This is a genomic window from Paenibacillus uliginis N3/975 (assembly GCF_900177425.1).
In the GTDB taxonomy this organism is placed as follows: Bacteria; Bacillota; Bacilli; order Paenibacillales; family Paenibacillaceae; genus Paenibacillus_AQ; species Paenibacillus_AQ uliginis.
Map to the genome: position 1 here is coordinate 5,995,288 of NZ_LT840184.1, position 24,292 is coordinate 6,019,579.

22 protein-coding genes are annotated in these 24,292 nt (G+C 43.1%); 5 read left to right on the forward strand and 17 right to left on the reverse strand.

Translation table 11 applies throughout. From position 1 onward, the window contains the following. Positions 1-230: 230 nt before the first annotated feature. The 3 genes from B9N86_RS27845 to B9N86_RS27855 all read left to right on the forward strand — a co-directional run bounded on the left by B9N86_RS27845 (position 231) and on the right by B9N86_RS27855 (position 3,665). Positions 231-734: a MauE/DoxX family redox-associated membrane protein gene (locus B9N86_RS27845; protein WP_208916321.1), complete on the forward strand. Its 504-nt coding sequence runs from the start codon at positions 231-233 to the stop codon at positions 732-734. A gap of 5 nt (positions 735-739) precedes the next feature. Further along, a complete protein-coding gene (locus B9N86_RS27850) occupies positions 740-1,300 on the forward strand; it encodes a TlpA family protein disulfide reductase (protein ID WP_208916323.1) in 561 nt (186 codons plus the stop codon). Between the two features lie 559 nt (positions 1,301-1,859). Beyond that, positions 1,860-3,665 carry an ABC transporter ATP-binding protein gene (locus B9N86_RS27855; RefSeq protein ID WP_208916325.1) on the forward strand — a complete coding sequence of 602 codons (1,806 nt, stop codon included), beginning with the start codon at positions 1,860-1,862 and terminating at the stop codon, positions 3,663-3,665. Here B9N86_RS27855 and B9N86_RS27860 read toward each other — a convergent pair. The 15 genes from B9N86_RS27860 to B9N86_RS27930 form a co-directional block, all read right to left on the reverse strand. Continuing rightward, the gene (locus B9N86_RS27860) at positions 3,653-3,838 is read right to left on the reverse strand and encodes a hypothetical protein (RefSeq protein ID WP_208916327.1); all 186 of its coding nucleotides are present in this window, start codon (positions 3,836-3,838) and stop codon (positions 3,653-3,655) included. The two genes, B9N86_RS27855 and B9N86_RS27860, sit on opposite strands and share 13 nt — an antisense overlap. A 49-nt stretch (positions 3,839-3,887) precedes the next feature. Next, positions 3,888-6,209: an ABC transporter permease gene (locus B9N86_RS27865; RefSeq protein WP_208916330.1), complete on the reverse strand. Its 2,322-nt coding sequence runs from the start codon at positions 6,207-6,209 to the stop codon at positions 3,888-3,890. A gap of 1 nt (position 6,210) precedes the next feature. Continuing rightward, positions 6,211-6,972: an ABC transporter ATP-binding protein gene (locus B9N86_RS27870; protein ID WP_208916332.1), complete on the reverse strand. Its 762-nt coding sequence runs from the start codon at positions 6,970-6,972 to the stop codon at positions 6,211-6,213. Positions 6,973-7,116: 144 nt separating this feature from the next. Beyond that, entirely contained in the window at positions 7,117-8,376 is a 1,260-nt protein-coding gene (locus tag B9N86_RS27875) for a HAMP domain-containing sensor histidine kinase (RefSeq protein ID WP_208916334.1), read from the reverse strand. After that, positions 8,373-9,059, reverse strand: a complete 687-nt coding sequence (locus tag B9N86_RS27880; RefSeq protein ID WP_208916336.1) for a response regulator transcription factor — start codon at positions 9,057-9,059, stop codon at positions 8,373-8,375. Before B9N86_RS27880 ends, B9N86_RS27875 begins: the two co-directional genes overlap by 4 nt. Before the next feature lie 298 nt (positions 9,060-9,357). After that, positions 9,358-10,938, reverse strand: coding sequence for a SagB family peptide dehydrogenase (locus B9N86_RS27885; protein WP_208916338.1), 1,581 nt, complete (start codon positions 10,936-10,938; stop codon positions 9,358-9,360). A 59-nt stretch (positions 10,939-10,997) separates the two neighbouring features. After that, the gene (locus B9N86_RS27890; RefSeq protein WP_425298625.1) at positions 10,998-12,932 is read right to left on the reverse strand and encodes a TOMM precursor leader peptide-binding protein; all 1,935 of its coding nucleotides are present in this window, start codon (positions 12,930-12,932) and stop codon (positions 10,998-11,000) included. A 5-nt stretch (positions 12,933-12,937) separates the two neighbouring features. Further along, a complete protein-coding gene (locus B9N86_RS27895) occupies positions 12,938-14,896 on the reverse strand; it encodes a putative thiazole-containing bacteriocin maturation protein (protein ID WP_208916342.1) in 1,959 nt (652 codons plus the stop codon). 290 nt (positions 14,897-15,186) lie between these two features. Then, positions 15,187-15,492, reverse strand: a complete 306-nt coding sequence (locus B9N86_RS31065) for a heterocycloanthracin/sonorensin family bacteriocin (RefSeq protein ID WP_425298626.1) — start codon at positions 15,490-15,492, stop codon at positions 15,187-15,189. Positions 15,493-16,272: 780 nt separating this feature from the next. Beyond that, entirely contained in the window at positions 16,273-16,557 is a 285-nt protein-coding gene (locus tag B9N86_RS27905; protein ID WP_425298627.1) for a copper amine oxidase N-terminal domain-containing protein, read from the reverse strand. A gap of 231 nt (positions 16,558-16,788) precedes the next feature. Beyond that, a complete protein-coding gene (locus B9N86_RS27910; RefSeq protein ID WP_208916347.1) occupies positions 16,789-17,178 on the reverse strand; it encodes a DUF8051 family protein in 390 nt (129 codons plus the stop codon). A 94-nt stretch (positions 17,179-17,272) separates the two neighbouring features. Then, positions 17,273-18,067 carry a helix-turn-helix domain-containing protein gene (locus tag B9N86_RS27915; RefSeq protein ID WP_208916349.1) on the reverse strand — a complete coding sequence of 265 codons (795 nt, stop codon included), beginning with the start codon at positions 18,065-18,067 and terminating at the stop codon, positions 17,273-17,275. A gap of 79 nt (positions 18,068-18,146) precedes the next feature. After that, complete coding sequence (locus B9N86_RS27920; protein ID WP_208916351.1) at positions 18,147-19,460, reverse strand: alpha/beta hydrolase family protein; 1,314 nt, start codon at positions 19,458-19,460, stop codon at positions 18,147-18,149. A gap of 133 nt (positions 19,461-19,593) precedes the next feature. Continuing rightward, positions 19,594-20,031 (reverse strand): DUF3021 family protein, encoded by a 438-nt coding sequence (locus tag B9N86_RS27925; RefSeq protein WP_208916353.1) that lies wholly within the window; start codon positions 20,029-20,031, stop codon positions 19,594-19,596. A gap of 14 nt (positions 20,032-20,045) precedes the next feature. After that, a complete protein-coding gene (locus B9N86_RS27930; protein ID WP_208916355.1) occupies positions 20,046-20,483 on the reverse strand; it encodes a LytTR family DNA-binding domain-containing protein in 438 nt (145 codons plus the stop codon). A 643-nt stretch (positions 20,484-21,126) separates the two neighbouring features. Here B9N86_RS27930 and B9N86_RS27935 point away from each other — a divergent pair. Next, positions 21,127-21,303 carry a hypothetical protein gene (locus B9N86_RS27935; protein WP_208916357.1) on the forward strand — a complete coding sequence of 59 codons (177 nt, stop codon included), beginning with the start codon at positions 21,127-21,129 and terminating at the stop codon, positions 21,301-21,303. A 335-nt stretch (positions 21,304-21,638) separates the two neighbouring features. Here the strand turns inward: B9N86_RS27935 and B9N86_RS27940 are convergent, their stop codons facing one another. Then, positions 21,639-21,866, reverse strand: coding sequence for a hypothetical protein (locus tag B9N86_RS27940; RefSeq protein ID WP_208916359.1), 228 nt, complete (start codon positions 21,864-21,866; stop codon positions 21,639-21,641). A 517-nt stretch (positions 21,867-22,383) separates the two neighbouring features. Here B9N86_RS27940 and B9N86_RS27945 point away from each other — a divergent pair. Next, positions 22,384-23,724 (forward strand): lytic polysaccharide monooxygenase, encoded by a 1,341-nt coding sequence (locus B9N86_RS27945; RefSeq protein ID WP_208916361.1) that lies wholly within the window; start codon positions 22,384-22,386, stop codon positions 23,722-23,724. A 99-nt stretch (positions 23,725-23,823) separates the two neighbouring features. Here B9N86_RS27945 and B9N86_RS27950 read toward each other — a convergent pair whose 3' ends face one another. Beyond that, the gene (locus B9N86_RS27950) at positions 23,824-24,186 is read right to left on the reverse strand and encodes a hypothetical protein (RefSeq protein WP_208916363.1); all 363 of its coding nucleotides are present in this window, start codon (positions 24,184-24,186) and stop codon (positions 23,824-23,826) included. Positions 24,187-24,292: the final 106 nt, after the last annotated feature.

Consider the following 24,292-nt stretch of genomic DNA (forward strand, 5'->3'; position numbering starts at 1 on the left):
TAACTCTTTCCAGCCGCTTCCTTTTACCTTTTTCTCGTTGCTCGGATAAGGCCGACTCTTGGTCCCCAATAGATCTATACAATTATCAAAATTGTATATTTGTTACTTATAGTCAACAGACATTTATTTAATATGATTTTATTTGTGAATGTAAGTGTTTACATTAATTGGTCATGTCCTCTGCACCACTTTCGCAAGCAAACTAAATAATAAGAGTTGGGGGGATTTTCATGGACATTAACTTGGTTGTGTCAGTTGCTTTAGCTACCCTATTGTTATACTCCTCTATCGCCAAAACTTTGTCTTACCAAGATTTCAAAACGACTATACAACAACTGAAGTTTCCGTTGTATTTCACTTGGCTGGTTGTAGCGGTGGAGGGGATTATCGCAGTGCTACTTGTTTTGGATTTCACTCAGCAGATTGGTCATTTCGCCGCAATGTTGTTGTTCCTGTCTTTCTATGTGGTTGCGGGCTTGGCTATTTATAAGAAATTGAATATAAGTTGTAACTGCTTTGGGAAATCAAGTGAAGAAAAGCTAGGATGGGGAACGATTTGGAAGGTCACACCGCTCTTGTTATTAGCATTGATCGGACTTTCGGTTGATCGCTCACTAGCCCTAACTTCTATGAATCTGACAGAGATGATTAGTTGCGTTGGACTAACAGTTGGGATATTGAATATGTACTTCATGTTGAAAAATAGAAAACTACTATTAGAGGGAGGCTCATAAATCCAATGAATCTGTTCAATCTATCCTATGCATTTCTATGGGCAATTATTGCTCTGCAGTCCTACTTTATTATTCAATTTGGACGAAAATTACAAGCCGCAAAAAGCACAGCGGATGCTGGGCCCGGCCTTATTGAAGAAGATCACGGACTTCCCAAAAGAGCATTGTTTCCTCAGTTCCAATTCGAAAGCGTTAACAAAGGCTTGATTGATTTAAAACAACTCGGCAAACAAAAACATGGATTCTTGATAGCTTTTACAGATGCAAAGTGCACTTCTTGCAAAGAACTATATCCTGTCCTGGAGAGGTTCCACCAGCAGAGCCCTCAATTTCAATCGCTTATTCTGATGGTTGGTCAAGAACCCGATGTAGTAGAGATCATCAATCAGTATGGACTGACGGTTCCAGTTATGCCAATCGACTCTCCGACATCCTTCCAGACTGGCATCTTTCCTTTTGTCTATTATTTATCTCCTAAAGGAGAGGTTATTGCCAAAAGTGTGGTGCAGTACAGGGAACAACTGAACGCATTGCTTCAACAAACCGTCGTCCCTAAAGCATCATAAAAATGAAAACGATTATTATGAAAAATTAATTTAACAAGAAATTAGAATTACGGAAAGGAGGTGAAACTATGTCATGTCCTTCAGCAGGTAGCTATTGTGTTTCTCAGCGTTGTGCTTCGAATACTTATGAAGTAAAAATAACCTATTGGTACGCGGGAACAAATTGCAGGTATGAGGAAGAGTCCTCTTGCGGTTGTTAGTATTTTCTAAAGAAGTATTCAGGATGACCGTTGTATCTATCCGTGGTCATCAGGATTGTAATCTACAAGATATCGTTACATGAATGTATTTAAAATAAAATTTATTTAAAGGTGGTTATACTTATGTCATGTCCTTCAGCAGGTAGCTATTGTTATCAACAGCAATGTTCTCCAAATACTTATATGGTAAAAGTAACATATTGGTACGCGGGAACAAATTGTAGATATGAGCAAGAGTCCTCTTGCGGTTGTTGAGCATCTCCTAAAGATGCGGTAAATGTTATCTAATAGTAACACACAAAAGAGGAGAGCGATCGATCAGCGCTCTCCTCTTTATTATAAAATAAAGGTGAACTTACATGCAGATAAATAACGCGGATAAAAATAAGGTGGTTTTAAGTGTATTCAGCCGTTTCATGCCGCTTATGCTTAAAGTCATTCCTGGTGCAACCCTCCTGCTCATCCTGCTTAGAATCATTACTGCTTTACTTCCTGTTGCCCAAATTTACATCGTTAAAGAATTGGTTGATTTGGTAACCTTACTATTTACACAACAGCAGGGGATCGCTTCCGAAGTTTATTTCATCCTGTCTCTGCAGGCGTTGATTCTGATCGCTGATCGCTTCTGTAGTTATCTAGATTCTGTCATTGGATTTCGAGCACAACAAAAACTGAAATTTTATTTTGAACAATTATTAATCAACAAAGCCACTCAATTACCGTTAAGTTACTTTGACCGCCCCGATTATTATGATCAATTGGAGAGGGTGGCGTTTGGTGTAGATGTTAAAGGTTTTAATCTGGTTAATTTAATGCTAACCATTGGATCAAATATAATAACTTTAGTGGGACTAGTATCCATTTTACTGTCTTTCCATTGGATATTGGCGGCCATCGTCCTAATCATGATTATTCCCAATATTTTGGTTAATGCTCATTTCGGTAAACAAAAATATAATCAGGCAATGACCCAAACACCGGAACAACGAAAAGTTCATTATTTGCTTCGCATCCTACATAGCCGAAGCTCAGCCAAAGAAGCACGAATCTATGATTACGTGCCTTATTTAACCTATAAATGGAGAAGCCTGTTCTGGAAGACCGGGGACGAACAATATGATCTGCGCAAGCGTACCGATAGCAAGATGCTGCTTGTGTATGTTTCCCAAATCGCACTGGATATCGGCGTGATTATTGTGCTTATTATGTTTGGTTCCAGTGGCGCATTAACGATTGGTCATTATGTATCGTTAACGCAAGCGCTCCAGCAAATTCAGTCGATCATTTCCGGATTGGGCTACTCAATCGCCGCCGTCTACGAAGAAAGCCTGTTTATTAATGAAGTCTTGCACTTTCTCGATTTGGAAGAGGAGAACTCCAAAGATCGAGACCGCAAATTTCCTGAAAAATTAACGTCGCAAATTGAGGTCAGAAATCTGTCTTTCACTTATGCGACGCACACCTCTCCTCAGCTAAAAGGGATCAGCTTCACTATCTCGCCGGGAGAAAAGATCGCGATTGTGGGTGAAAATGGCGCAGGCAAAAGTACGCTTGTGAAATGCTTGCTGGGGCTGTATTTGCCCAACGAGGGAACGATTCTTTTCGACGGGGTGGACATCCGTACAATCGATCCCAAAGGCATGCGTCAGAATGTTTCTGCGGTGTTTCAGGATTTTGAGAGTTATCAATTGACCGCTCGCGAAAACATCGCCATGGGACACCCCAAAATCGATGATGATGCTTATATCGAAGCTGCAGCCGCTAAAGCCGGCGTGGGAGAATTAATCGGAAAACTGCCTAACGGCTTGGATACGGAACTCGGTGCGATGTTTCATAATGGACACGAGCTGTCCGGCGGACAATGGCAGAAAATAGCGTTAAGCCGCGCTTTCATGCGAGATGCACAAATTGTTATTCTTGATGAGCCGACAGCAGCGCTTGATCCGCGAGCGGAAGCGGAAATCTATGATAACTTCGCTACTTTATATGAAGGAAAAACAACGATCATGATCTCTCATCGTTTGAGTAGTTGCAGACACGCAGACAAAATCATCGTGCTGCATAACGGGGAGATTATCGAAGAAGGTAATCATGAGACACTACTCGCTGCGCAAGGCGCGTATGCCGAAATGTTCCATACGCAAGCCAAACGTTATGCATCATAATCGTATCTGGCAAATTCCCAATCCATCGGATTCCGCTGATCCATCACAGAAAATGAAGCTTCCATCTCACGTGGTCCGTGGTTTTTGGAAGCTTCTTTGTTTGCCTGCTGCCAAGTACACGCGTCGAAATCATTGTTCCTATCGTATCTCTGAACACAAAAATCAGTCGTCACAGAGAATATCTGCGACAACTGGTTTTTGATGGTTAAGCCAACAAATCATCTACTCCGTAATCAACCCATAAGCTGTTATCCGCTTAATCCTGCGAGCTACTAGCATCGATATGAGATAGGCCAATACGATAAGACCGACGCAAAGCATAACGATAAGGGGAATATTCACAATAAATTGCACGTTGTATATCCCAGCGCCCGATAGCAGCAGTGTAAGTACAGAGTTGGTACACAGGCTTCCTAGCACCCCCCCGATAATTACACCCACGATCACAACGGGAACAAAGCTCAGTACGATTTGGGTCATAAGTTGAAGAGTGGTGTACCCTGTAGCTTTTAATATCCCAAATTCCCTCTTGCGCTTGAGAATCATCGTTTTGATGACGAGATATAGGATCAGAGCGACGACCAGCACGGTTATCGCAAGAATGGTGACCATGACGGATAACACTGCTGAGATATAAACACTGCTTTGGCTAGCCAACATCTCATCTACATCCGTTATATCCTTTATCAAAGTTCCGTACTTTGCTTTGAAGTCTCGGATAAAGTCGGCATTACCTACATCTTTTAGATAGACATTTATTATCGTGCCTGTATAGTCAGGGATTAGATGTTGTACCCCAGGTAAAGTTACAGATGTAATCTTCCCCATATAGTTTAAAGACTGGCTCAGCCCGGTAATCAAGAACTGACGGGATACATCGTTCATTTCCACCTTAACTGTATCGCCGATACTTTTATGAAGCAGCTTTGCCAACGCCCCAGAAACCGCGATTTCGTTGTCGTATTGCGGATTTCGACCTTTATAGACCACATTGTTATTTAGCTTACTGTAATCATCCGATATACTCATATAAACGCTTTGTCCATCCATTGTCGCTGTAGTAAATTCCAGTAATGCGGTCTTTGTCACACCATCCATTTGTTCAATATCTGCAAGCAATTTGTCGCCATCGACGTCGTGATTAGACTGAATAACTACATTAGACGTCTCCGAACCCACTAGATGAATAAACGCAGTTTTATCTACCGCAACGTTGTAATATAAAACGATGGAGAAGATGGAGGCAAAGGTGATTGCTGCAATGATCATGGCAATCATGATGTTCTGCTTACTATTCTTGATCATTGTTTTGCAAGCGAGCACGAAATGGAGTCCACCCTTGCCTTTCTCTAACGGGAAAAGATTCTTTTTAAAGCTGTGAGTCATGATACCTCCCCTCAGCGCTGCAACGGGATGAAGTTTTCTGATACGTGAGGAGGAGAGCAATGCCACCGTCAGCACCAATACAACAACAGCCAGGATACTAACAAGATTAATCGCTATGTCGAAGCTCTGGGACCATTGCAGTCCGGCTAAAGAGGAAATAATTCCACCGAACACGGGCATTGCGGTATAAGAGATTAAGACTCCTATGACACCAGCAGAAAGCGCGATTAGCATAAACTGTAATGCCATGGATGCGATGATCTGCCAGCTGGTATAACCAACCGCTTTAAGGACGCCGATATTCACCATGCCATCGTCGATACTGTTGGTCACACGGAACTTGATGACGATCAAAGACACAAGCACAATCACTGCCGCAAACGCAACCAGAATCATCGCGACAATATTGACCGTCATCGTGTTGACACTTTTCATCATCACGATGTCAGCCCCCCAATGCGGATGCGAAAATTGTTTGTTGTAGTCGTTAAGCAGCTCAGCCGATTGTGTACTGTCCGTAAGGCTCGCGGACATAAGGATGCCGTCCACAGTCTTACCCAGCTTATCCGACAACTGATGATAGGAAGTATCTGGTAAAAGGAATTTCATCATGCCATTATTGTTCGTACCCATCATGGTTGCCTCAAAAAATCCAGCAATTCGATAACTGTAGTCCTTATCCTGGTAGTTGATTGTGAAGTTGTCACCCAGCTTGTAGCCACCGCTTGTTTTAAAGCTGTAGGGAACATACATATCTTGGTTATTGATCGAATCCAGCTTTTCAATTAGCTTCAGTGGTGAAAACCTTCGGCTTGCATCCGCATTGAGTATCGCAGCACCAAGAGACAAATCGCTATCACCATATCGGAACTTGGCCGTGTTCATTAGAATGATTTGTTCCGTTTCTGTTTCTCTCACGCCAGAATAGTTTTTGAGGAAATCTTCATAGGATGGTTTATATTCAGAGCTGTTCATAATAATGCTCACATGCGCATCATGCAGTTCTTCGACCTTATCATCATAGAAGGTATTCATTTTGGAAATAACCGTCATTCCTACGTTGAGCAGCAGCGCGGCAATAAATATCAAAATAAACAGAGAGATTGCCGCACCTTTGCCTTTTTTGATGTTGGCCAAGGCAAGATTAACGATTTTCATCTTACCACCCCATTTCAGCAAGAAATGCGTTTAACTTTTCATGCCGTTCACGGTTGTGATCCACATGGTAGGCACCTAACTTTAGGTCTCCGTAAATAACGCCATCACGCAGATAGAGCACTCTGTTTCCCCGCAAAGCCGTCTTGATGTCATGTGTGACCATCACAATACTCTGTCCATTGTGGTTGACTTCGGTCATCACATCTAGCACACTATCACTTGCAGCGGAGTTGAGCGCACCGGTTGGCTCGTCTGCGAAAACGATTTTCGGAGAGTTGATCAATGCGCGCACGATGCCTGCCCGCTGTGCTTCACCGCCGGAGAGCTGGGAGGGGAATTTCCCCCATGAAGCTTCGTCTAATCCCACTTGTGCAAGCAACTGTTTTGCTTTGGACACAATTTCACGCTTATTTTTACTCACCAACAAGCCACTTGCCAGCACATTATCTAATACACTCATGTTGTCCAGTAAATAGATCTGTTGGAACACAAAACCGCAATTATTTCTTCTAAAAACGGCAAGCTGATCATTATTCAACTTGGAGATGTTCTGCTCCTCAAAATGGATTTCACCCAATGTGGGTTTATCCATACCCGATAGCGCATAGAGCAGGGTGGATTTCCCCGAACCCGAGCTGCCCATAATTACCGTAAAATCCCTCTCCATAAGACTGATATCTAGATTTTTCAACACATGCTGCTGAATACCACCACTAGAAAAGGTTTTGCATAATTTTTCTGTTCTTAATATTACGTTTTGCATGGATAACCATCCTTTATTGACATATTTAAAGTGTTATCTATTCAATCCACATACAAATAAGACTGTAAAGTAGATTACAGTCTTATCATACAAGAGCAATTCTTATTTAATCTTTGTCCAATCCTTAACCGTTTCTTAATTCGCTTAGGCAAGCTTAATTTTTAGTGTAACGGTAAATCCATCCTCACGGTTATAGCATGCAATATCACCCTGCATATTTTGCATAAGATACTTGGAAATGTACAAGCCAAGCCCTGACCCGCTTTGTCCCCCTATATTATTTCCTCTATAAAATTTGTTGAACAAGAGAGGTAATTCATCCCCCGAGATGCCATTCCCATAATCATTGATGTCCATCTCTAAATAAGTGCTGCATATACGAGAAGTAATCGTAACATTGGTGCCCGCATATTTATATGAATTACTCAAAATATTATCAATTACTTGCTGCAGACGCATGACATCCGTTAAGAGGATACAATCCGGTATTGGCTCACAGCTGATTTGATCATCGTAATTTACATTCGCAATCATACCGTTAAGGACATTGCTGTATTCCTCTCTTACCGTAACCTTTAACTCTTTCAATTCTTCCAAAGTCGCATGGAACATATCGGTCACAAGTAGATTAATCTGCTCTGCTTTTGAATAGACCATGTTTAACTGCTTGATCACCTTTTCATCGGCAGCACGCAGCAGCATGAGTTCGGTCACCGCTTTAATGGAGGCAACAGGTGTTTTAATGTCATGGCTTAAGCTGGCAACGAGTTCCTTCTTGCTGCGGTTTGCAGCATATTCACTATTACGCGCTACTGCCAATTCCTCGCGCATGATATCAAAGCTTTCGGTAAAAGCGCCGAACGTATTATTTTTGTCCATTTCCAAAGGAATGTCTAGATTTCCTCTCGCCACATTTAGAGCAAAGCTCTGCAACTTTTGGAATGGTTTAAATACCGTATAATTTATAAATAATATACATAGTGTAAACAGCACCGCTAACGTGGTAAATGTCATAAAAATCACAATTACAAGTTGTTTCTTGATCTGTTGAATCATTTCTTTATAATCATTGTAAATAATAAGCTTACCTTCAGGGGTACCATTTACCATTATGTCTGTGATCGTATCTCTGTTTTTGATGGCATCATTTATCGTAGTGGAAAGTCCGCCTGCCGTTTGGTAGAGCACGTTGCCACTGTTATCGAGAACGGCAAAGTGCTCCCTTAATGTGCTGTAATCTCCTTGTCCGATATGTCCCCAATGGCTTTCAACCGTCTTTAATACCTCATTCACAGCGACAATATTCACATCGGTATTTTCCTTCGTCACAAGTACTAGTACAGAAAAAGAAACACCTGCAATAAAAACAATAAGGATTAATAAGAAGATCCATTTTATTCTCATGACTTACTATCCTCTAAGACGTATCCCGTTCCCCATACAGTTTTGATATATTGCGGTTCGTTCGGATTGACTTCAATTTTTTCACGTAAATGACGGATATGTACATTGAGCGTTCCATCTCCGGTAAAGGAATCCCCCCACACATTGTGGAACAACTCTTCTTTGGTGACTACCTTGTTTTTATTTTTCGCTAAATAGCAGAGCAATTTATATTCCAACGTCTTGAGTCTTATATCTACACCGTTCACACGGACACGGCAAAGCATACAATCGATCTTGATCTGGCCGAATTCCAGGATTTCAGTAGGACTGCTATTCCCGCCGTACCTTTTGAGCACAGCCTTCACTTTGGCAAGCAATATGCTGAGTGTATAGGGCTTCTGTATGTAATCATCTCCACCTATGTTGAGTGCAATGAGTACATCGTCATCACTAGAACGGGCGCTAATAAACAGAATTGGAATCTGCGTTGTTTGCCGTAGCCTCTTGCATAGATCAAAGCCGGATGAATCACCGAGATTGATGTCCAGGAGGATGAGCGATGTTTCATTTTCTCGTAAAAACTGTTCGCACGCTTCTGCGCTAGTTACATAAGCGGATTTGACCTCGAACATATTAAAGTACTCACTTGTTGTTTCCGCAAGGACAGTCTCGTCATCCACAATTAAACAATCATAGTTCATAAGCGTTCTCCATTTAGTGATAGAATAGTAATCATTTTGCCTGAGACTTTCGATATCTCTAATTGCATGGTAAAAACGGTCAACGACAGAACCAAGCAAATTAATTTTACTTCCGAAATTACGAAATAACGTCCTCTCGCTTACGCCTTATCGCTTATCTTCATGTTATATTCTCCGGATGTTAGTGTCCACTCACGAATTAATAAAAGCTGGGAAACCTAGAGCTGAAGCGGTTTACCTCAACCCCTTCGAGACTGAATAAGCAAAAAAGCGACCTCATGAGGTCGCTTTTCTAATACTAGCCATGTAACCCTCCCGTTAAGCGGGGGCTATGACGATAGGGTCCTACCGGGATTTGGATTAGGCTGGTTAATCCTCCCGAAGTCATCTTGTAGATTTCATCACATAATCTGGCATCAAATCCGAGGAGCGGATGTCCCCCTAACCCGATAGCCGATGCTGCTAACAGCAAACGCTGTACGAGCATCCCCGCTTCCATCTGTTGGATGCGGTATCCCCTATACCCCATCGCTGTTACGAGATGATCCTTGTCCCCTGCTATATGAAAGCATAGCGGCACTTGAAACAGGTTCACATTATCAGAAGGCATTCCTTGCTGCAGCTGGAGCCGATGATCCCCATGACGTATCAATCGTAATGCATGAGCAGCGCTGTCATAATAGTAAGCACCTTCCGGAATACCATCAACGTTATACAAACAGACGTACAATGAAACGCGGGAAACAGGGTTCTCACGGTCCCCATCCAAATCATTCCAATATTTGAAGGAAGCCGTTGCCTCCTGCAGCAGTAAGGCCAGCTGCTCTTGGCTTACCTTGCTCATCATAAAGTCACTGTCCGGCGAATACCGCTTTCGGCTTACTGACGCCAGATCATACAACAATCGCTTCACGCGGGGAAGAGCCACCGCTTGATCCTCACAGTGAACGATCATCTCCTCCCCGATTCGCGGTATCGACCGAAGCGATTCCAATAGGGATGCTTCGTTCATTTTGATTAGCATCGGAAATTCCTTAACCCTCCAGGACCGGACGTAATGATTATGCTGAACCGTTGGCAACTCCCGGCATAATTCGGTGGCGGAGACAATCTCCTCTCCCTCATTCCTATTGGCAAACCCGGGGATTGCGGGCTCCACCGACAGCGGAATCACCGCATACACGCTTTCCTCTTGTTCGGATACCCCGAGAAGATCATTCACGGCTCGATCAAGAAACTGAAAAAACACCCCCGACGCAAAGCCAAACCGTTTGGCTACTTCCAAGAGTTGCCCGATCAGCGCACCCGCATCAAGTCCTTGCAGGCGGTAGGAAAAGTTATTGTATTTAAAAAAGTTTTTCCAAAACATAGTCGATACAAAAACCGCACCAAAGCAAGCCGAAGCGTCATAGCGATTACCAAGAGCCCTGGCTAAATAAGAATCGAAGTCACCTTCGCGTAGCAACACCAAACGGTGATGAGCCACATCATAATGGTATACCCCCGCAGGCAAATCCTCTATTTTCAGATACACGTATAATTCATTCGGATATAACGCTCCCCCGGAGGGAGCAAACCGCCGGTACAGCTGCAGCAGGCCCATGGTTTGCACCATGGAATTCGAGGCAAGGACTGACTGGGACAATTGAGTGAGCCCGAATACATACCAGAGAAAATGACCTATTAGACGAAGGTCGGGCTTCACCGGCGTTTCACCGCCTTCGAGCGTCAGCGGTACTTCCGGAGATAACGGAACCACAGGTAAACCGCGATAGAGCTTATATGCAAGCGGTCCGTCTTCCCAATCCACCACCAAGTCCAGCGGTTTGGTCTTGTCAATGTCATACTGCAGATTGTGCAGAAACGCCTCCAGACTCATCCTTGTCCCTCCTTATATGAACGAGGGTGGTCAACCACGCCACGTTTCTATTTTTGATACTATGGAAATGGATGCGGATATGGATTGAGATCTTCTAGCTTAAGCGGCTCCTTCGCGTACCCGAGTTCCACAGGTACCCGGAGCACCCGCTCCAACCCTGCCAGGCGGGTAAACTGATGACCGAATGTCATCGGCAGCATCCCCGGGATCAGCACTTTCACGCAATGCAGTCCATTTCGATTAATTTCCGGCGCTGTTACATCCACCACGATCACATCGAGATTCAATCGGTGGAATGCATTAAGAATGTCCTTCAGATCATCCGTTAAATCGGTATGCCTTGCCCCCCGCTTAAACTCCTCTTCAAACGTTCTCAACGGGCGATTGTCATCCAGCAAAAATTGCAGGCGCTCCTCCGCTTGCGGCAATCCGTAAAGTAGTGAATGATCCTCCATCTCCTGTACCAGGGATGAATCATGGAACATTCGAACATACGCCTCCCGGTTCGCATCCAATTTCTCGTCAAGCGTCAGCACCATACCGGCCAACTCGTGAACCGCACTTTTCACGGCCCGTATCGGATCTGGATGAGCTCCGGCTGCACAGATGAGATTCACTCCTGTTTGTTTCCTGTTTTTCGCCACTCCCCACACGCTTGGAATCCCATTCTCCATCGTCGAATTGAAGAAATACACATCAAACCCTGCCACTGCCTGCAAACGATCGATCATCAATCGCAATTCTTGGTCGTTAGCGGAATTTAGGTCAAGGCGCGGGAGAGGCAGCTGCGCATACCATGTCATTAGAAATGAATCCCGCTCCACCACTTCCAATATGCCGTAAAAAATAGCCTCCTCCAAACTTCCACCTAACGCACATCCGTTGGAAGTTTCAAACACAAAGCTGTGCCCGCAGCCCATGCTGTAATAGGCAAGCTGTTCCGGAACTAGAATCGGACGCTCTTGCAAAAACGAATAGCCCCATACCCAATTCATCGGGTGGTCAGGATTAAACGTTGTGTACGGAGCCCCCGGCTGGGCATATTGTTCCTCCGTATGCACCCCTACTTTGACGGGATCGAGTGCTTGATCTTTCAAATTGTTGAAGCTGTCACGGACTACCGTCCGTTTGCTTCGAGGCGCCAGACCGCAGTACCGCTCCAACCCCTCCAATATGGCGGTCAACTCGCTCACCGCATAGGAATGAGTCCGGCCTGCTGTTCCAACGTCCTCTGCGAACAACGGCAGATTCACACTCACATCGGCAAATAGCGACTTGAGATCAACCATTTTCCCATTCAAAAAACCGGTCTGGTAATCCATGTAGTCTTGGGTCAAAACTTTACTCAGCTCATCCACCCGGCGGCAGCGGTAACTGTCTGAGCTGATCTTTGGACTTGGTTCTAGCGAAATATGGGCTGCTGTCGATGAATCGTCAGGCAATTGACTACAAACCGGACATAGCGGGTCAGGGAGAATGAGGTGAAGTGTGCTCTCCAGCGTTTTAAGGTTGATCAAAAACACACTCCCTGCAGATTGAACCGTTTCGCCTTGTAACACTCTCCGTGCCTCTACTACCAGCAAGTGAGCCACCTGCAAAAGTCCTGTACGTGACGCCCATGCATCACGCAGCATTCCCCCATGTGTCACCAGCCTCTGCTGCAGCTCCCGCATTTCCTTGCGTTCGCGTCCTGCCATGAGGCGCCGCGTGTCTGCACACTGGGAGCACCCTTGTGTACCCGGGCGAACCAGCGGTCCGATCACGCCCTCACCAAATGAAACAAAGCCGCGAAGCCAAGGAATGCCGGCGGACTGCAGCACCTCTTCTGCCTTTTGATGAACGTAAGGATGCCAAGCATCGTGCAACACCAGAGCCAAATCTACCGCTTCCGGTACTCCTGCCTCGAAATCGATCTGACGAACGACCTCAAATTGGGTTGACAGTTCTCCGCACACGCAGTCCGCCAGCACCCCTTCGCCAACAATCACAATCATAGCGCTCACCGGGATCCCTCCTCTCGTAGCACCGCGCCAAACACCCCTGCCACTTCCTCCTTCAAAAACGGTTCTACCGCCAGATCGAAGACCAACAGCCTCTTACGGTTCCGATTCAAAACCTGTAAGGCGGACTGCAGAACCTCCGATTGTGACGATGCTTCACATGTAGGGATCTCAAGGCTTAGTGGGGCCTGTTCTTCCAGATGTACGGTCGAAAACTCCAATGATTGCGATTTGATGCCATCCGGTTGGTTTTGTGCCCCCAGCAGAGCCTGTTGTAATGCCTTCCGCAAAGCCAATGTCACATTTAAGTCTACACTGCCATACCAGCAATCACTCGTACCGACCCATACCACAGGAAATCCGGACACTTCCTCTCCCAAGGCGATCACCGGTGCTCCCTTCATCGTCGTCAATGCCTCTATATAAAAAAGGCAGTGTTTATCTTCTACCGCACCTAACTGTACCGGAGAGACCGAAGGCAACTGACACGCCTGCTGCTTGCCCAATACTTCGTCTAAACACCTTTGCAACCCTCGGCAAATGCCTTCCGCAACCGTTTCTCCTGCTCCGATGCCAATAAACTCCTGCGTTTCAATCCAGCTGCCCTCTACTCCCGGATGGGAGGGCAGCGTCGAAACGATCCGATCTGCCATTCGCGAAACATATGCTTCAAGCCCGACCAGCCCCGCTTCCCGCCGCGCCTCCTCATGCGTCAGAGCGGTACAGATCATTTCCGGTAGCAGCCCAGCCGGTCCTTCCGATAACGGATCGATAGCCTGAACGCGGCACTGAGAGAGCGGTAGCTGCGTTAAATCCCCCTCCTCCCAAACATGAAAAATCCCTGATTCCACCGATGTCAGCCGGCTGAAATGAGGAATCAATCCGTTCTCACTTTTGTTTGTTCCCCGTTCAAGCTGAAGATCGAAATCATGAATCCATTCAGGTGCGCTAAGTCCGGTCACAAGCGGATGGGGCAGGAACGAATGCCACGTTCCTTCCAAAGTCTCCAGATTAAGCAGAAAAAATCGATTATTCTGTTCCGAATCGTTCGCTCCCGTAATCTTTTTAAATAGTTCAAACACGCTCACATTGGCCAACATCGCTCCCGCTGTGGAAGAAAAGGTGTGCAGTTGTGGGTCTTTAGAAATTGCGGATTGGTGTAGGCGACGCCACGCTGACTCCCAGCATCCCTCAAGATCCGGATGTACTAACGGTCCCGCCAGACCCACCTGTTGCAAACATACAGCAGAAATAAATACCTTCTTCTCCTCCTTGCAAGCCGCATGAAGAACTCGAAGTTCCCGGGCATCGTCCTCCCGTGACACAAACAAAATCGAATCAAACGGCCTCACAGCCTCCCGCCAACAACTCCCCCCCTCCTTCTGCAAGGTAACCTCCTCTATTGCCACCTCGGAGTCGGTTTTACGGGCATGTGCCGCCAGTTCTGACATCCGTTGCTGATCCGTCGAATCTGAACCCGAGACCAGTACATGAAATTTGGGCAATCCGGATTCAAGGAGCGCTGAAATCGCCGAGATCAAAAATGGACCGGAACCGACCACCAATACTTTGGTCTGACGATAGGACTGAAAACGATACGCACCCGAATCACCGAAATGATCCAAAAATTCAATTTGAGAAGCATACTTTTTGAGAACCTCTTCCGGCAATTGATGTGGAGTATCTTGGCTCACATCCCGAGCAAAGCCGTTACGATACAAAACTTCTGCAATTTCATATACCTGATTCCGGTGTTGGTCCGGCAATCCGTCAGTCAAATCCCCCAATCTATGCTCCCCATTGAATATCGGTATCAGTGTTTCAATCCACTGATCGATCGCCTCACCTTCCATGCGGAACGAGCTTACATTGTTTCGAAAATACACACCGCTCAAATCAGGGAGAAAAAATGTATCCCTTTTAACCTTTAGACGCATCGAAGGGTTCAAATTTGTCATTCTATTCCTCCTCCGTAGGCTGTTCTCAATCTGCCTCAACACTTCACAAGTAATCTTATGTACAGCTATTTGTCCCTCATGACTGTAACGTTTGAACTTCTGCCCTTTCGTTACCAACGCAAAACACCCCTAAATTAGATTAGATTAACCCAGGGGTTTTTCTAACATCTATTTTAGGGATGCACATCAAAATGATACACGTTCCTTTCTCTTCTCATTAAGCAGCCACTGTTTCCGTAGAGAAATAAGTAATATTGGACACAAACATTGCCTTATCGGCAAAAACTACCTTATCGTCCTCCACGGTGACAGTTCTGACAGTTCTGACAGTTATGGCAGTTATGGCAGTTATGGCAGTTGTGGCAGTTTTGGCAATTGAAGCAGTTTTGACAATTGAAGCAATTAGAACAATTGAAGCACCTGAAGCAATTGAAACAATTGAAGAAGAAGCACAGTCGAGCTGACTGATCGCTTTGAGCGTTCCAAGGAGTCATCTCACTCGCCTTAAACTTGGAAACATTCAATTTCTGCAGATCATTTTTAAAATCATTCATACTCTTACCTCCATTTTTAAAAAACCGTTTTACTGGCAGCATAAACGCCAATTCTAATACTCATGACAACATATGAATCGCGCTCCGCTCTTGTTACTGATCTAAATGCCTATATTTTCTTTTTCTTCGTAAATCCAAGCTCGAAATTGCTTCTCCGTGTTAGCTGAGACAACACTATAAAAAAGAGCTTTTCCGGCTGAACAGAGTCATGCAGGGAAATACAAAAAGAAGCCTGCCACCATTACAGTGGCAAAGCTCCTTTTTCGTTGTTGTGGATTTATAGTATGGAGGCGAACCGTGGCTGTGCGAAAACACAATCCGTCGCTGCGTGATGCTCAGACTGTGTAGGGAGGTGGCGTAGTAAATCATCCAAAAAGTCGAGAATGTTAACTTGCTTCATAACTCTTAAGTAACAATGATTTGGCCTTTTTAAACTGCTCGTCATTCACGATTGTTATTTCAAGTTCACCGGTTCCATAGTGCCTGATCTTTCTCACATCTCTGGTGAATCCTGGTTCAATAGTGATGGAGTCGGGATTCACCTTCACATATACTGTAATTTTCTTCGATTGGGGGTGAATCTCGATACAGTTCCGTCAAAGCAAACCGAGGGGAGTCCAACCCCTATTCGAAGATAACGATAGCACAAGCTTCTACGGGTTAGTGACAGATTTGATGTCACCCTGAACACACAGTGCCCCTCCTGAAGATTTATCATTGCTTATTCATTTACCCTAACTATACCCACAAGTAAAAGCTCTACCATTTGATCTAACGCCTTCTCTAAAGTTAATTCCTTTTGAATGGCAGCCTGATAATCCATCAACTGATAGGAGCAACATCTAAATCAAATTTTTTACCATTTATTTTGGCATTTTTATGACCCATAAATAATTCGATCGTATTTTCTGCATCAATAATAGTAACTTTTCTTGTTTTAGAGTTCCATTTAATTTGAGCGCCTAAATTTTCGGTTATAATCCTAATAGGTAGTAAAGTTCTATCACTTTCAGAAATCAAATTGGCATTTTTTATTATAGATCCATTTATAAATAATGCTACAAAATCTTTGCTAATTAACTCTTTGGTAGAGTCGCCATATAGGATATAAAACTCGCTTTACAACCAATTACACACATGCATTATTTATCAACAAAATCAGAAATTTCTGCCACTATTGATTTTTATAATACTACCTCACTATTTTAAAAAAAGAACACCCAGACCTCTTTCGGTCTAGGTGTTCATGATTTTTAGCTGAAGACGTAAGTTCCAACATGGTGAATGCCATTTTGGGCGTTGCCGAAACCGTAAAGGACAACGTACAAGGCTCCGTCCTCACGATCCAACATGCCCAATCGCCGTCACAAAGAGAAAGAGAAATACAGCCATTGATGTGTTAATTATTTCGAAAAGCGTAAGCGGCTTAGACATTTTAGTCGGTGATTTCGGAAAAATACCAGCTAAGTCGATAATGTACACGATAAAGTATAAAACAGCGATGATTTGCGTGATGAAAATGGCATGAGAATGTGATATCAACAAGAGATAGCACGCGATGAACGACGTAATTCCAAGTAAGATAAGAAACAGATTAAACCCCCAAAATACAACCCCTTTTAATTTTGAAAAATCTCTATTCTCAATCGGTCCTCCCGGAACCAATATCGCCAACAATGTTACATTTAAAAACACTACTAAACTTGCCATGATCATGATGTTCTGCATCGTTATCTCTTCCTCTCATCTATTAGTGTCTCCAGATTAACAGGAAGAAAAGAACGTGTATTGTAAAAAATCAGCATCTATGATCAGGCGTTCATCACTTCTGACCATGCCATACATAACGAAGGGTTAACTCATGTGGCAGTTTCTCTAACTCTTTGACGGTTTTGCCTGCAAATTTCTTGGATGTTTTGATGAGGTGAGACTGATCATAGTAACGATACTGCATATCCTTCCTCAATCCTTCATCCTCAACATGTTTTCTGAACTTCACAATATCTCCATAGACCTTTGGGGTCAGTCCGACATGTTTTTTGAAGAAACGCTCCAACGTACTTACTGAAATACCAAAAAAATTCGCCATACTCACAATGTTCAAGTTTTCATACTCTCGTTCTACATATGTAAGCATTTTCTCTATGCGACCAGTATCCTTTTTATTCAACGCAAATTTTTGTAGCAAATAATGATTGATTGCCGGGATATGTTGCTCCACATCTTTAGATCTCATCATCATTCGGTACAGTTCATCTAGATCAGGGTCCACATCGATAGCCTGTACGATTCGCTCTGTCAATTCGAGGCTGGACACATGAAACAATTGTATAAACCCTAACGGAGTTAATGAAATCCCGATTTGATACAGCTGTTGTCCATATCGAACATGTTTCGCCCTTTTCATTTGACCAATCACAACCGTATTGGGGATCACCATTTCCTGGTCTTCTCCCACCAGCCTATAAGCAGACCCATAATTGAAAATGATATTGATATGCCCCAGCGGCATAATAATATCTTCTCTGTTGTCATCAGCGGGAAAGTCGAAGTCTACGACCCAGATATAGTCCACTATCTTATGCAAGGCATTTATAGGTTCAAAGGTTCGAATCATCGTATGCATCTCCTTACTCACTGGTGGAGGCGAACCGTGGATCAACAAATCCACAATTCGCCGCAGCAAAGTAAGTTGTTTACCTTGATCCGTAGGTTCCTTCGGCTGTGAAGCGCCCAGTGCCTTTCAATGTATAATCAAAGAATTTAAGAATAAGTTCATTCTCCGTTTCTATACAGTAATATGAGTCAATAGCTGCTTTTCCACCCTGCAGCATATTTGCGAGCAGAGGAGAGAAAAGCGGTAAATCGGTGAGGCTTAAATGCTTTGCACCTTGAAAATGAACGGTATATGCTTCCATGAAGTTTTTGTCTGCGGTGTAGTTTGCCGCATAAGTAGAGTTACTTCCAAGCTGTTTCCAAACATCGTCAGAATAAATGTTAAGGATTGGGGTCATGTAAGCTTTGCCACTTGCCGCTAAATTACCAGTCTCATTGTTATAAGCAAGCTCGCTAAAAAACGGGGCATCAATATTGACAACCGCACTTACATCTTTACGATCTCGGCCGATCCAAACGCTTGCCGCGCCGCCCATGGAGTGCCCGAAAACACCTATTTTATCTTTACTGATATGTTGATAAACAGGGGCCGTATCGTTTCGGGATTTTTCAATGATTGTATCAATGACAAAATTCATGTCGTCCGTTCGCAGTTTCATCCATTTTTGAATGAGCCCATAAAACTGCTCCCTTGTGTAAATGCCCTCTTTGTTGGCATTATCGACTTCCATCTTATAATCCGAATTGATTAAGGTAAACGACCCATCGTCTGAAACTGTATAAAAAGAATGATAAGGATGATCAATGGAACATACGACATACCCGTGACTTGCAAGCTCCCTAAAAGTAGAGTCATTGCTTGTCTTAATACCAGAAGCTCCATGTGAGAATACCAAGAGCGGATGTGTTCCATCGGCATTTTCGGGATACCAATATTGTACATTAACAAACCTATTCTTACCGGTATCGGCAAATTCCTCGATGCGGTTTTTGTCTATGTAAGTGTATGTTGCAGTTGCGACTTCATATTGGCCCGTAACTTTTGGCAGTTTATGCTGCGGAAAAACAAGTGCAGGTACAAATACAAGTATCAACAATAATGTCATCATGACTGCTTTTACGACAATACGGGAGGTTTTGTAATCACGGTTACTCGCTTTATTGCGAATAAGGGAAGCCGTTCCGATTACCGCTAGTATGACAAGCAGTGCTGCAAGCAATACCCAGCGGAAACTCCAGACGATTACCGATGAAAATACGAGAATTACAAATGCTGCGAAAGCAACAATTCTCACCCAATTCCTAAACTTTAGATGGTTCTGCTTCGTTACAATACAGTACACGGTGAAAGCAATTTCGAAAATCAATGCGATAAAAAATAATATTGTTCCCACGGCAGTTTCTCCTTTTTGTTTCTTACTAGTTATTTTGTGAATTCAGCATACAAAACCGCGGAAATGATGTATATAGAAAATCAATAAGCTGTATCTACAGCCCGTTAAGTTGCACAAAAAAGGGCGGTAAGCTCTAAAGCTCACCACCCTTTTCTTTCAATGATTTTAGTCCCTCGTTAATTTGATCAGCCACTTTTTTATCGTTGTTCCATGAGAGCAGACGAACGACAGCATAGATCACCGCTATTTGCAATGCTAAAATGAGTATGCTTGATGTGCTATTGGCAATACCAAGAATAGCTCCAAGGGAGATCAATATCGTTTCTAAAGCAATAAAGTGAATTGCCATTCTGATACGCATATTCTTCTCGCTTATGTTGATAGAAGAATTCAAAATAAATCCCGCCAGCGCACCTATAAATGAAAAGGCCATGATTATATAAATCGACTTCAAATCGAAAGCCATATCGGGATATAAAAATTGTCGCAATATCGTTATAACAATGATGATGGATGCGAAGATGACTAAGAAATTTTGACTCACCTTTTTAACCGGTTCATTCAGCCTCATTGTCGCCCCTCCTCTCACAATCCAAGCATATTTTTAAGTACCGGCACATACTGCCTCGATATGACAACACGTTCCCCATTATCAAGCACTGCTTCAAATCTGCCGCTTAACGATGGACGAACGAATGAAATTTTGGCCATGTTCAAAATCGTTGATTTGGATGTGCGAAAACATTTCCTTCCTTTGCATAACTCCTCCAACTCATAGAGCTTGTGCTTCACCTCATAAATCTCATCCTTGCAATAAATAAAAACTTTCCCGTCAACGGCCTCGAAATAATAAATATCGCTAATTTTTAGACGGTGAATCCTATCATTGTGATATCCTAGAAAAATGAGGTCTTCCAACTTTAGCTTGTTTACGATTTCGTATATTTTGTTATTTACCTCATGGCACCTGATAAGAATTTCCTCTTCCTGCTCTTTACTGATCTCTTCTATTGAAACTTTCATAAACTCACTCACTCGCTCGCATCGTCGTATATGATTTTTGCCGCGGGCTTATACACCGCAAAGAAAGCATCTAAAACTTCGGGACGGAGATTCTCTATAGCATACGTACATTCTAACAAATCTTTCTATAGACATACAGCAAAAATCCACAACCTCATGCGGTTGTGGATTTACATGGTGGAGGCGAGAGGAGTCGTACCCCTGTCCGAACCTTAGTGCTTTTTTCACTCAAACGTTTAATTAAACACCTTATGTGAGAAAACTCAAAAAAAAGAGACTATAATTCGACAAAATACAGGAAGATCCCTCCTATTATTTCAATATATTAGTTTATCCTTTAGGAGTAGTAATTCTACAAGATAGCAAAGGCGTCCCTTAAACGACAAAAACCCGCTTACTGAGTAGGTTTTATTTTAATATGTATGGAGGCGAACCGTGACTATGCAAACCCACAATCCGCCGGAGTGTGATGCTACGATTATTTAGTGATGTAGCATCCGTCTTTCACGTCGTATTTTCTGCTCAAATTCTATCTGTGATGTATCCTTAGGTTTTCTGTAGAAATACAGCACGAATAGCCACACTGCAGCCAGCACATAATAGACTGCACAACCTATTCCAGTAAACAAGGAGGACCTTTCAATTGAGCACAAACCAACCGGACAAGAACCTAATCAACACGGTGAAAGATCTGGATGCGGCACCCGTGAACAGCCAGGAGGCCCAACAGCAGCAACAGGCCCGCAATGATCGCCGGAAACAAGCGCTGCATGACAGCAATGGCAAATACACGGAAAATGAATCTGACAACTATCATTAGAAGTCCACGTCATTCACAATCTGCTGCCCTTAGCTATTCATCGAACAAAACACTCCGGAGACCGTGTAGCTCCGGGGTATTTTTCGGAGCAAATATAAAAGCTAACGACATTTCAGACGCGATGATAGATAACCTGAGTGTAAATGTGAAGATAAATTTCAAAAAAGCCGAAAAACGCAAGAAAGCGACCTATCATAGTCGCTTTTCTAATGGTATAAATGAATGCGAGGGGAGTCGAACCCCAATAGCATTTTCCTAATCATCCTGCAGTCCGTTACTTCTCTACTCCATTTGAATTTTTCTATCTCTCATATGGGCGTTAATGGTATTAACTTCTAAGCATCCTGCGAAAGGCTTTCAACTGCCGTAAAAAACACATCCAGCAGGTCTTTATCAAAATTGGCTTTTACGTAGTCGGATATTTTGTCTAATTCTTCCTTGCTTTCATACTCTAAGCATGCACGCCCTTCACACCATAACACCGTGCATTGAAATAACTGCCTCACTTGCTCAATAACATAATCTTGCTCCACGACCTCACGGCTAACTGCCAACGTTCTCATGCCCCCTTTGTAAATGATTCCCTCTATAATCGTTCCTATCCATATTATTCAAAATTTAAATTTATGTTTTCGATGACATATGTCACAAATGTAAAACCTCTTTCAGGTCTAGATGTTCACGATTTTTAACTGAACATTTTTAAAAACTCATCAATTGAATCTGCGAAAACTCCGTTAGGATTCTCATCAAACACCTCAAATAAAATTTTAAGCGAATAGATGAGCGTTTTTTTATTTAAATCGAGTATATTCTCATTCCACTTCGCATCTTAGTGTAGATCAATTCAAAAAAACACATTATCCAACATCAACATTTATTTTACTACCTACGTCAGCAATAACCTCTTATTCACCAACACAATCATTTATTACCCAAAAAATTAGTTATTTATGTTCACTTATTGAGCATACATATTGACCTGGAAGGAGGTAAGGAAGTACGTCGTTATGCAATCAAGGTACGAATGATCGTTTGGTTCTTCGTGCATAGTTTATCGAAAAGAGGAGGAGTTTTTTGATGTCAACCCTAAGTTTTCCTAATTCTGGGCTAATTAAGAAGGTTTTCGCCGGCGGTCTATTGATGACGCTCGCTTTTATGGCTCTATTCTTATTCGAGTCCAAAGCATCCGCTCACGGATATGTAAGTAATCCTTCCAGCCGTGCGGATTTATGTGCAAGAGGAATCAATACGAATTGTGGACTTATTATTTATGAACCGTATAGCTTAGAAGCAGCCAAAGGATTCCCGGCAGCAGGTCCAGCCGATGGTAAAATTGCAAGTGCTAACGGCTTGTTCGCTCCACTTGATCAGCAATCCGAAACTCGTTGGACAAAAGTAAACATTTCACCTGGACAAACGACTTTTGACTGGAAGTTAAAAGTACCTCATGCAACAGCTAGCTGGAAATACTACATTACCAAGCAGGATTGGGACCCGAATGCACCATTAACTCGTGCATCCTTCGACTTAACTCCTTTCTGTAATGTACCGTATAAAGGTACGCCGTCAAATACCTATTCCGACACTTGTAACGTACCGAACAGAACGGGATATCAAGTCATTCTCGCTGTTTGGGAAATTGCGGACACAGGAAATGCATTCTATAACGTTATCGATGTTAACTTCTCCGGTGATGGAAATCCAGATACCACAGCGCCAACTGCTCCTACAGGAGTAACAGCTTCCAATGTTGCAACCACTAGTGCAACAATTTCTTGGAATGCTGCCACAGATAATGTAGGCGTTACGAATTATCGTATTTTTAACGGTTCAACCCAAATCGCTTCCACAAGTGCACTGAATTACAATCTAACAGGCTTAACACCTAATACAACCTATAACATTACTGTTAAAGCAGTAGATGCTGCCGGGAACGTATCACCGGCTAGCAATTCTGTATCCTTCACCACACAAGCCGTAGAAGGTCCTGATACTCAGGCTCCTTCAGCTCCTACAAGCTTACATGTGATGGGTACAATTACATCTACTACAGTTCCTTTAATGTGGAATGCTTCAACGGACAATGTGGGTGTAACAGGCTATCAAGTGTTCCAAGGCTCGACATTAGTCGCTACGGTTTCTGGTTCAACGCTTGAATACACTGTTATTGGTCTGTCACCAAATACGCCTTACTCCTTTACTGTAAAGGCTGTTGATGCTGCTGGTAATGTATCCGTTGCTAGCAATATTGTCAATGTAACTACACCTAGCGCACCTGTCACCTACCCAGCCTGGGATGCATCCACTGTTTATGTTGGTGGCAGCAAAGTAACCTATAACGGTGTAAACTATGAAGCTAAATGGTGGACTCTAGGTGAAACTCCGGGTGGAGCCGACGTATGGAAAGTCATTCCTTAGTATTCAGATTTTCATGACTACAGAATTTTTCTGTAGTCATTTTTCTTATCTTTTATTTATGAAACATATGATTCTCATGCTCACAGACACAATGCCACACTATAGTGAAAAATCGGTAACGCCCTTCTTATATGCATATTTCAGAGTATATGTTTCTTCTTTTCCATAGGGCATTGTAGCGATTTTTATACGAGTATAATCAAGCCTGCTATCTCTTAAAACTCTTTTCACCAAGGTAATACTCCGTTCTTCTTCCGTAACAACACAAAATATATTAAGAGCATACTTTTTTGGGTCGGAAATGCATTTCCCCATATCTGATCCATCGACATAGCCTAAGTTAGCATCTGCTAGAGAGATCTCCAAGTATTCCATTACTTTATCTCTTAACCAGTGGTCACGTTGACTGCCTTTGGCACTTTTCATTGGAAATTGTACCACTAACCAGAATTTTTCACTCATTCAGATTCACCAGCCAATCTACAGTTAATATATTTAATCCGATCGCATGAGCGAAGATCCTGCATTACCAAATTATCTCATATATAATTATAACAAAGAAAATTTG

Excerpts from the sequence above, each read along its gene's own strand:
- B9N86_RS27845 (WP_208916321.1), top strand. The coding sequence starts at position 231 with ATGGACATTAACTTGGTTGTGTCAGTTGCTTTAGCTACCCTATTGTTA.
- B9N86_RS27850 (WP_208916323.1), top strand. The coding sequence starts at position 740 with ATGAATCTGTTCAATCTATCCTATGCATTTCTATGGGCAATTATTGCT.
- B9N86_RS27855 (WP_208916325.1), top strand. The coding sequence starts at position 1,860 with ATGCAGATAAATAACGCGGATAAAAATAAGGTGGTTTTAAGTGTATTC.
- B9N86_RS27865 (WP_208916330.1), bottom strand. The coding sequence starts at position 6,209 with ATGAAAATCGTTAATCTTGCCTTGGCCAACATCAAAAAAGGCAAAGGT.
- B9N86_RS27870 (WP_208916332.1), bottom strand. The coding sequence starts at position 6,972 with ATGCAAAACGTAATATTAAGAACAGAAAAATTATGCAAAACCTTTTCT.
- B9N86_RS27875 (WP_208916334.1), bottom strand. The coding sequence starts at position 8,376 with ATGAGAATAAAATGGATCTTCTTATTAATCCTTATTGTTTTTATTGCA.
- B9N86_RS27880 (WP_208916336.1), bottom strand. The coding sequence starts at position 9,059 with ATGAACTATGATTGTTTAATTGTGGATGACGAGACTGTCCTTGCGGAA.
- B9N86_RS27885 (WP_208916338.1), bottom strand. The coding sequence starts at position 10,938 with ATGAGTCTGGAGGCGTTTCTGCACAATCTGCAGTATGACATTGACAAG.
- B9N86_RS27890 (WP_425298625.1), bottom strand. The coding sequence starts at position 12,932 with ATGATTGTGATTGTTGGCGAAGGGGTGCTGGCGGACTGCGTGTGCGGA.
- B9N86_RS27895 (WP_208916342.1), bottom strand. The coding sequence starts at position 14,896 with ATGACAAATTTGAACCCTTCGATGCGTCTAAAGGTTAAAAGGGATACA.
- B9N86_RS31065 (WP_425298626.1), bottom strand. The coding sequence starts at position 15,492 with ATGCTGCCAGTAAAACGGTTTTTTAAAAATGGAGGTAAGAGTATGAAT.
- B9N86_RS27910 (WP_208916347.1), bottom strand. The coding sequence starts at position 17,178 with ATGCAGAACATCATGATCATGGCAAGTTTAGTAGTGTTTTTAAATGTA.
- B9N86_RS27915 (WP_208916349.1), bottom strand. The coding sequence starts at position 18,067 with ATGATTCGAACCTTTGAACCTATAAATGCCTTGCATAAGATAGTGGAC.
- B9N86_RS27925 (WP_208916353.1), bottom strand. The coding sequence starts at position 20,031 with ATGAGGCTGAATGAACCGGTTAAAAAGGTGAGTCAAAATTTCTTAGTC.
- B9N86_RS27930 (WP_208916355.1), bottom strand. The coding sequence starts at position 20,483 with ATGAAAGTTTCAATAGAAGAGATCAGTAAAGAGCAGGAAGAGGAAATT.
- B9N86_RS27940 (WP_208916359.1), bottom strand. The coding sequence starts at position 21,866 with ATGAGAACGTTGGCAGTTAGCCGTGAGGTCGTGGAGCAAGATTATGTT.
- B9N86_RS27945 (WP_208916361.1), top strand. The coding sequence starts at position 22,384 with ATGTCAACCCTAAGTTTTCCTAATTCTGGGCTAATTAAGAAGGTTTTC.
- B9N86_RS27950 (WP_208916363.1), bottom strand. The coding sequence starts at position 24,186 with ATGAGTGAAAAATTCTGGTTAGTGGTACAATTTCCAATGAAAAGTGCC.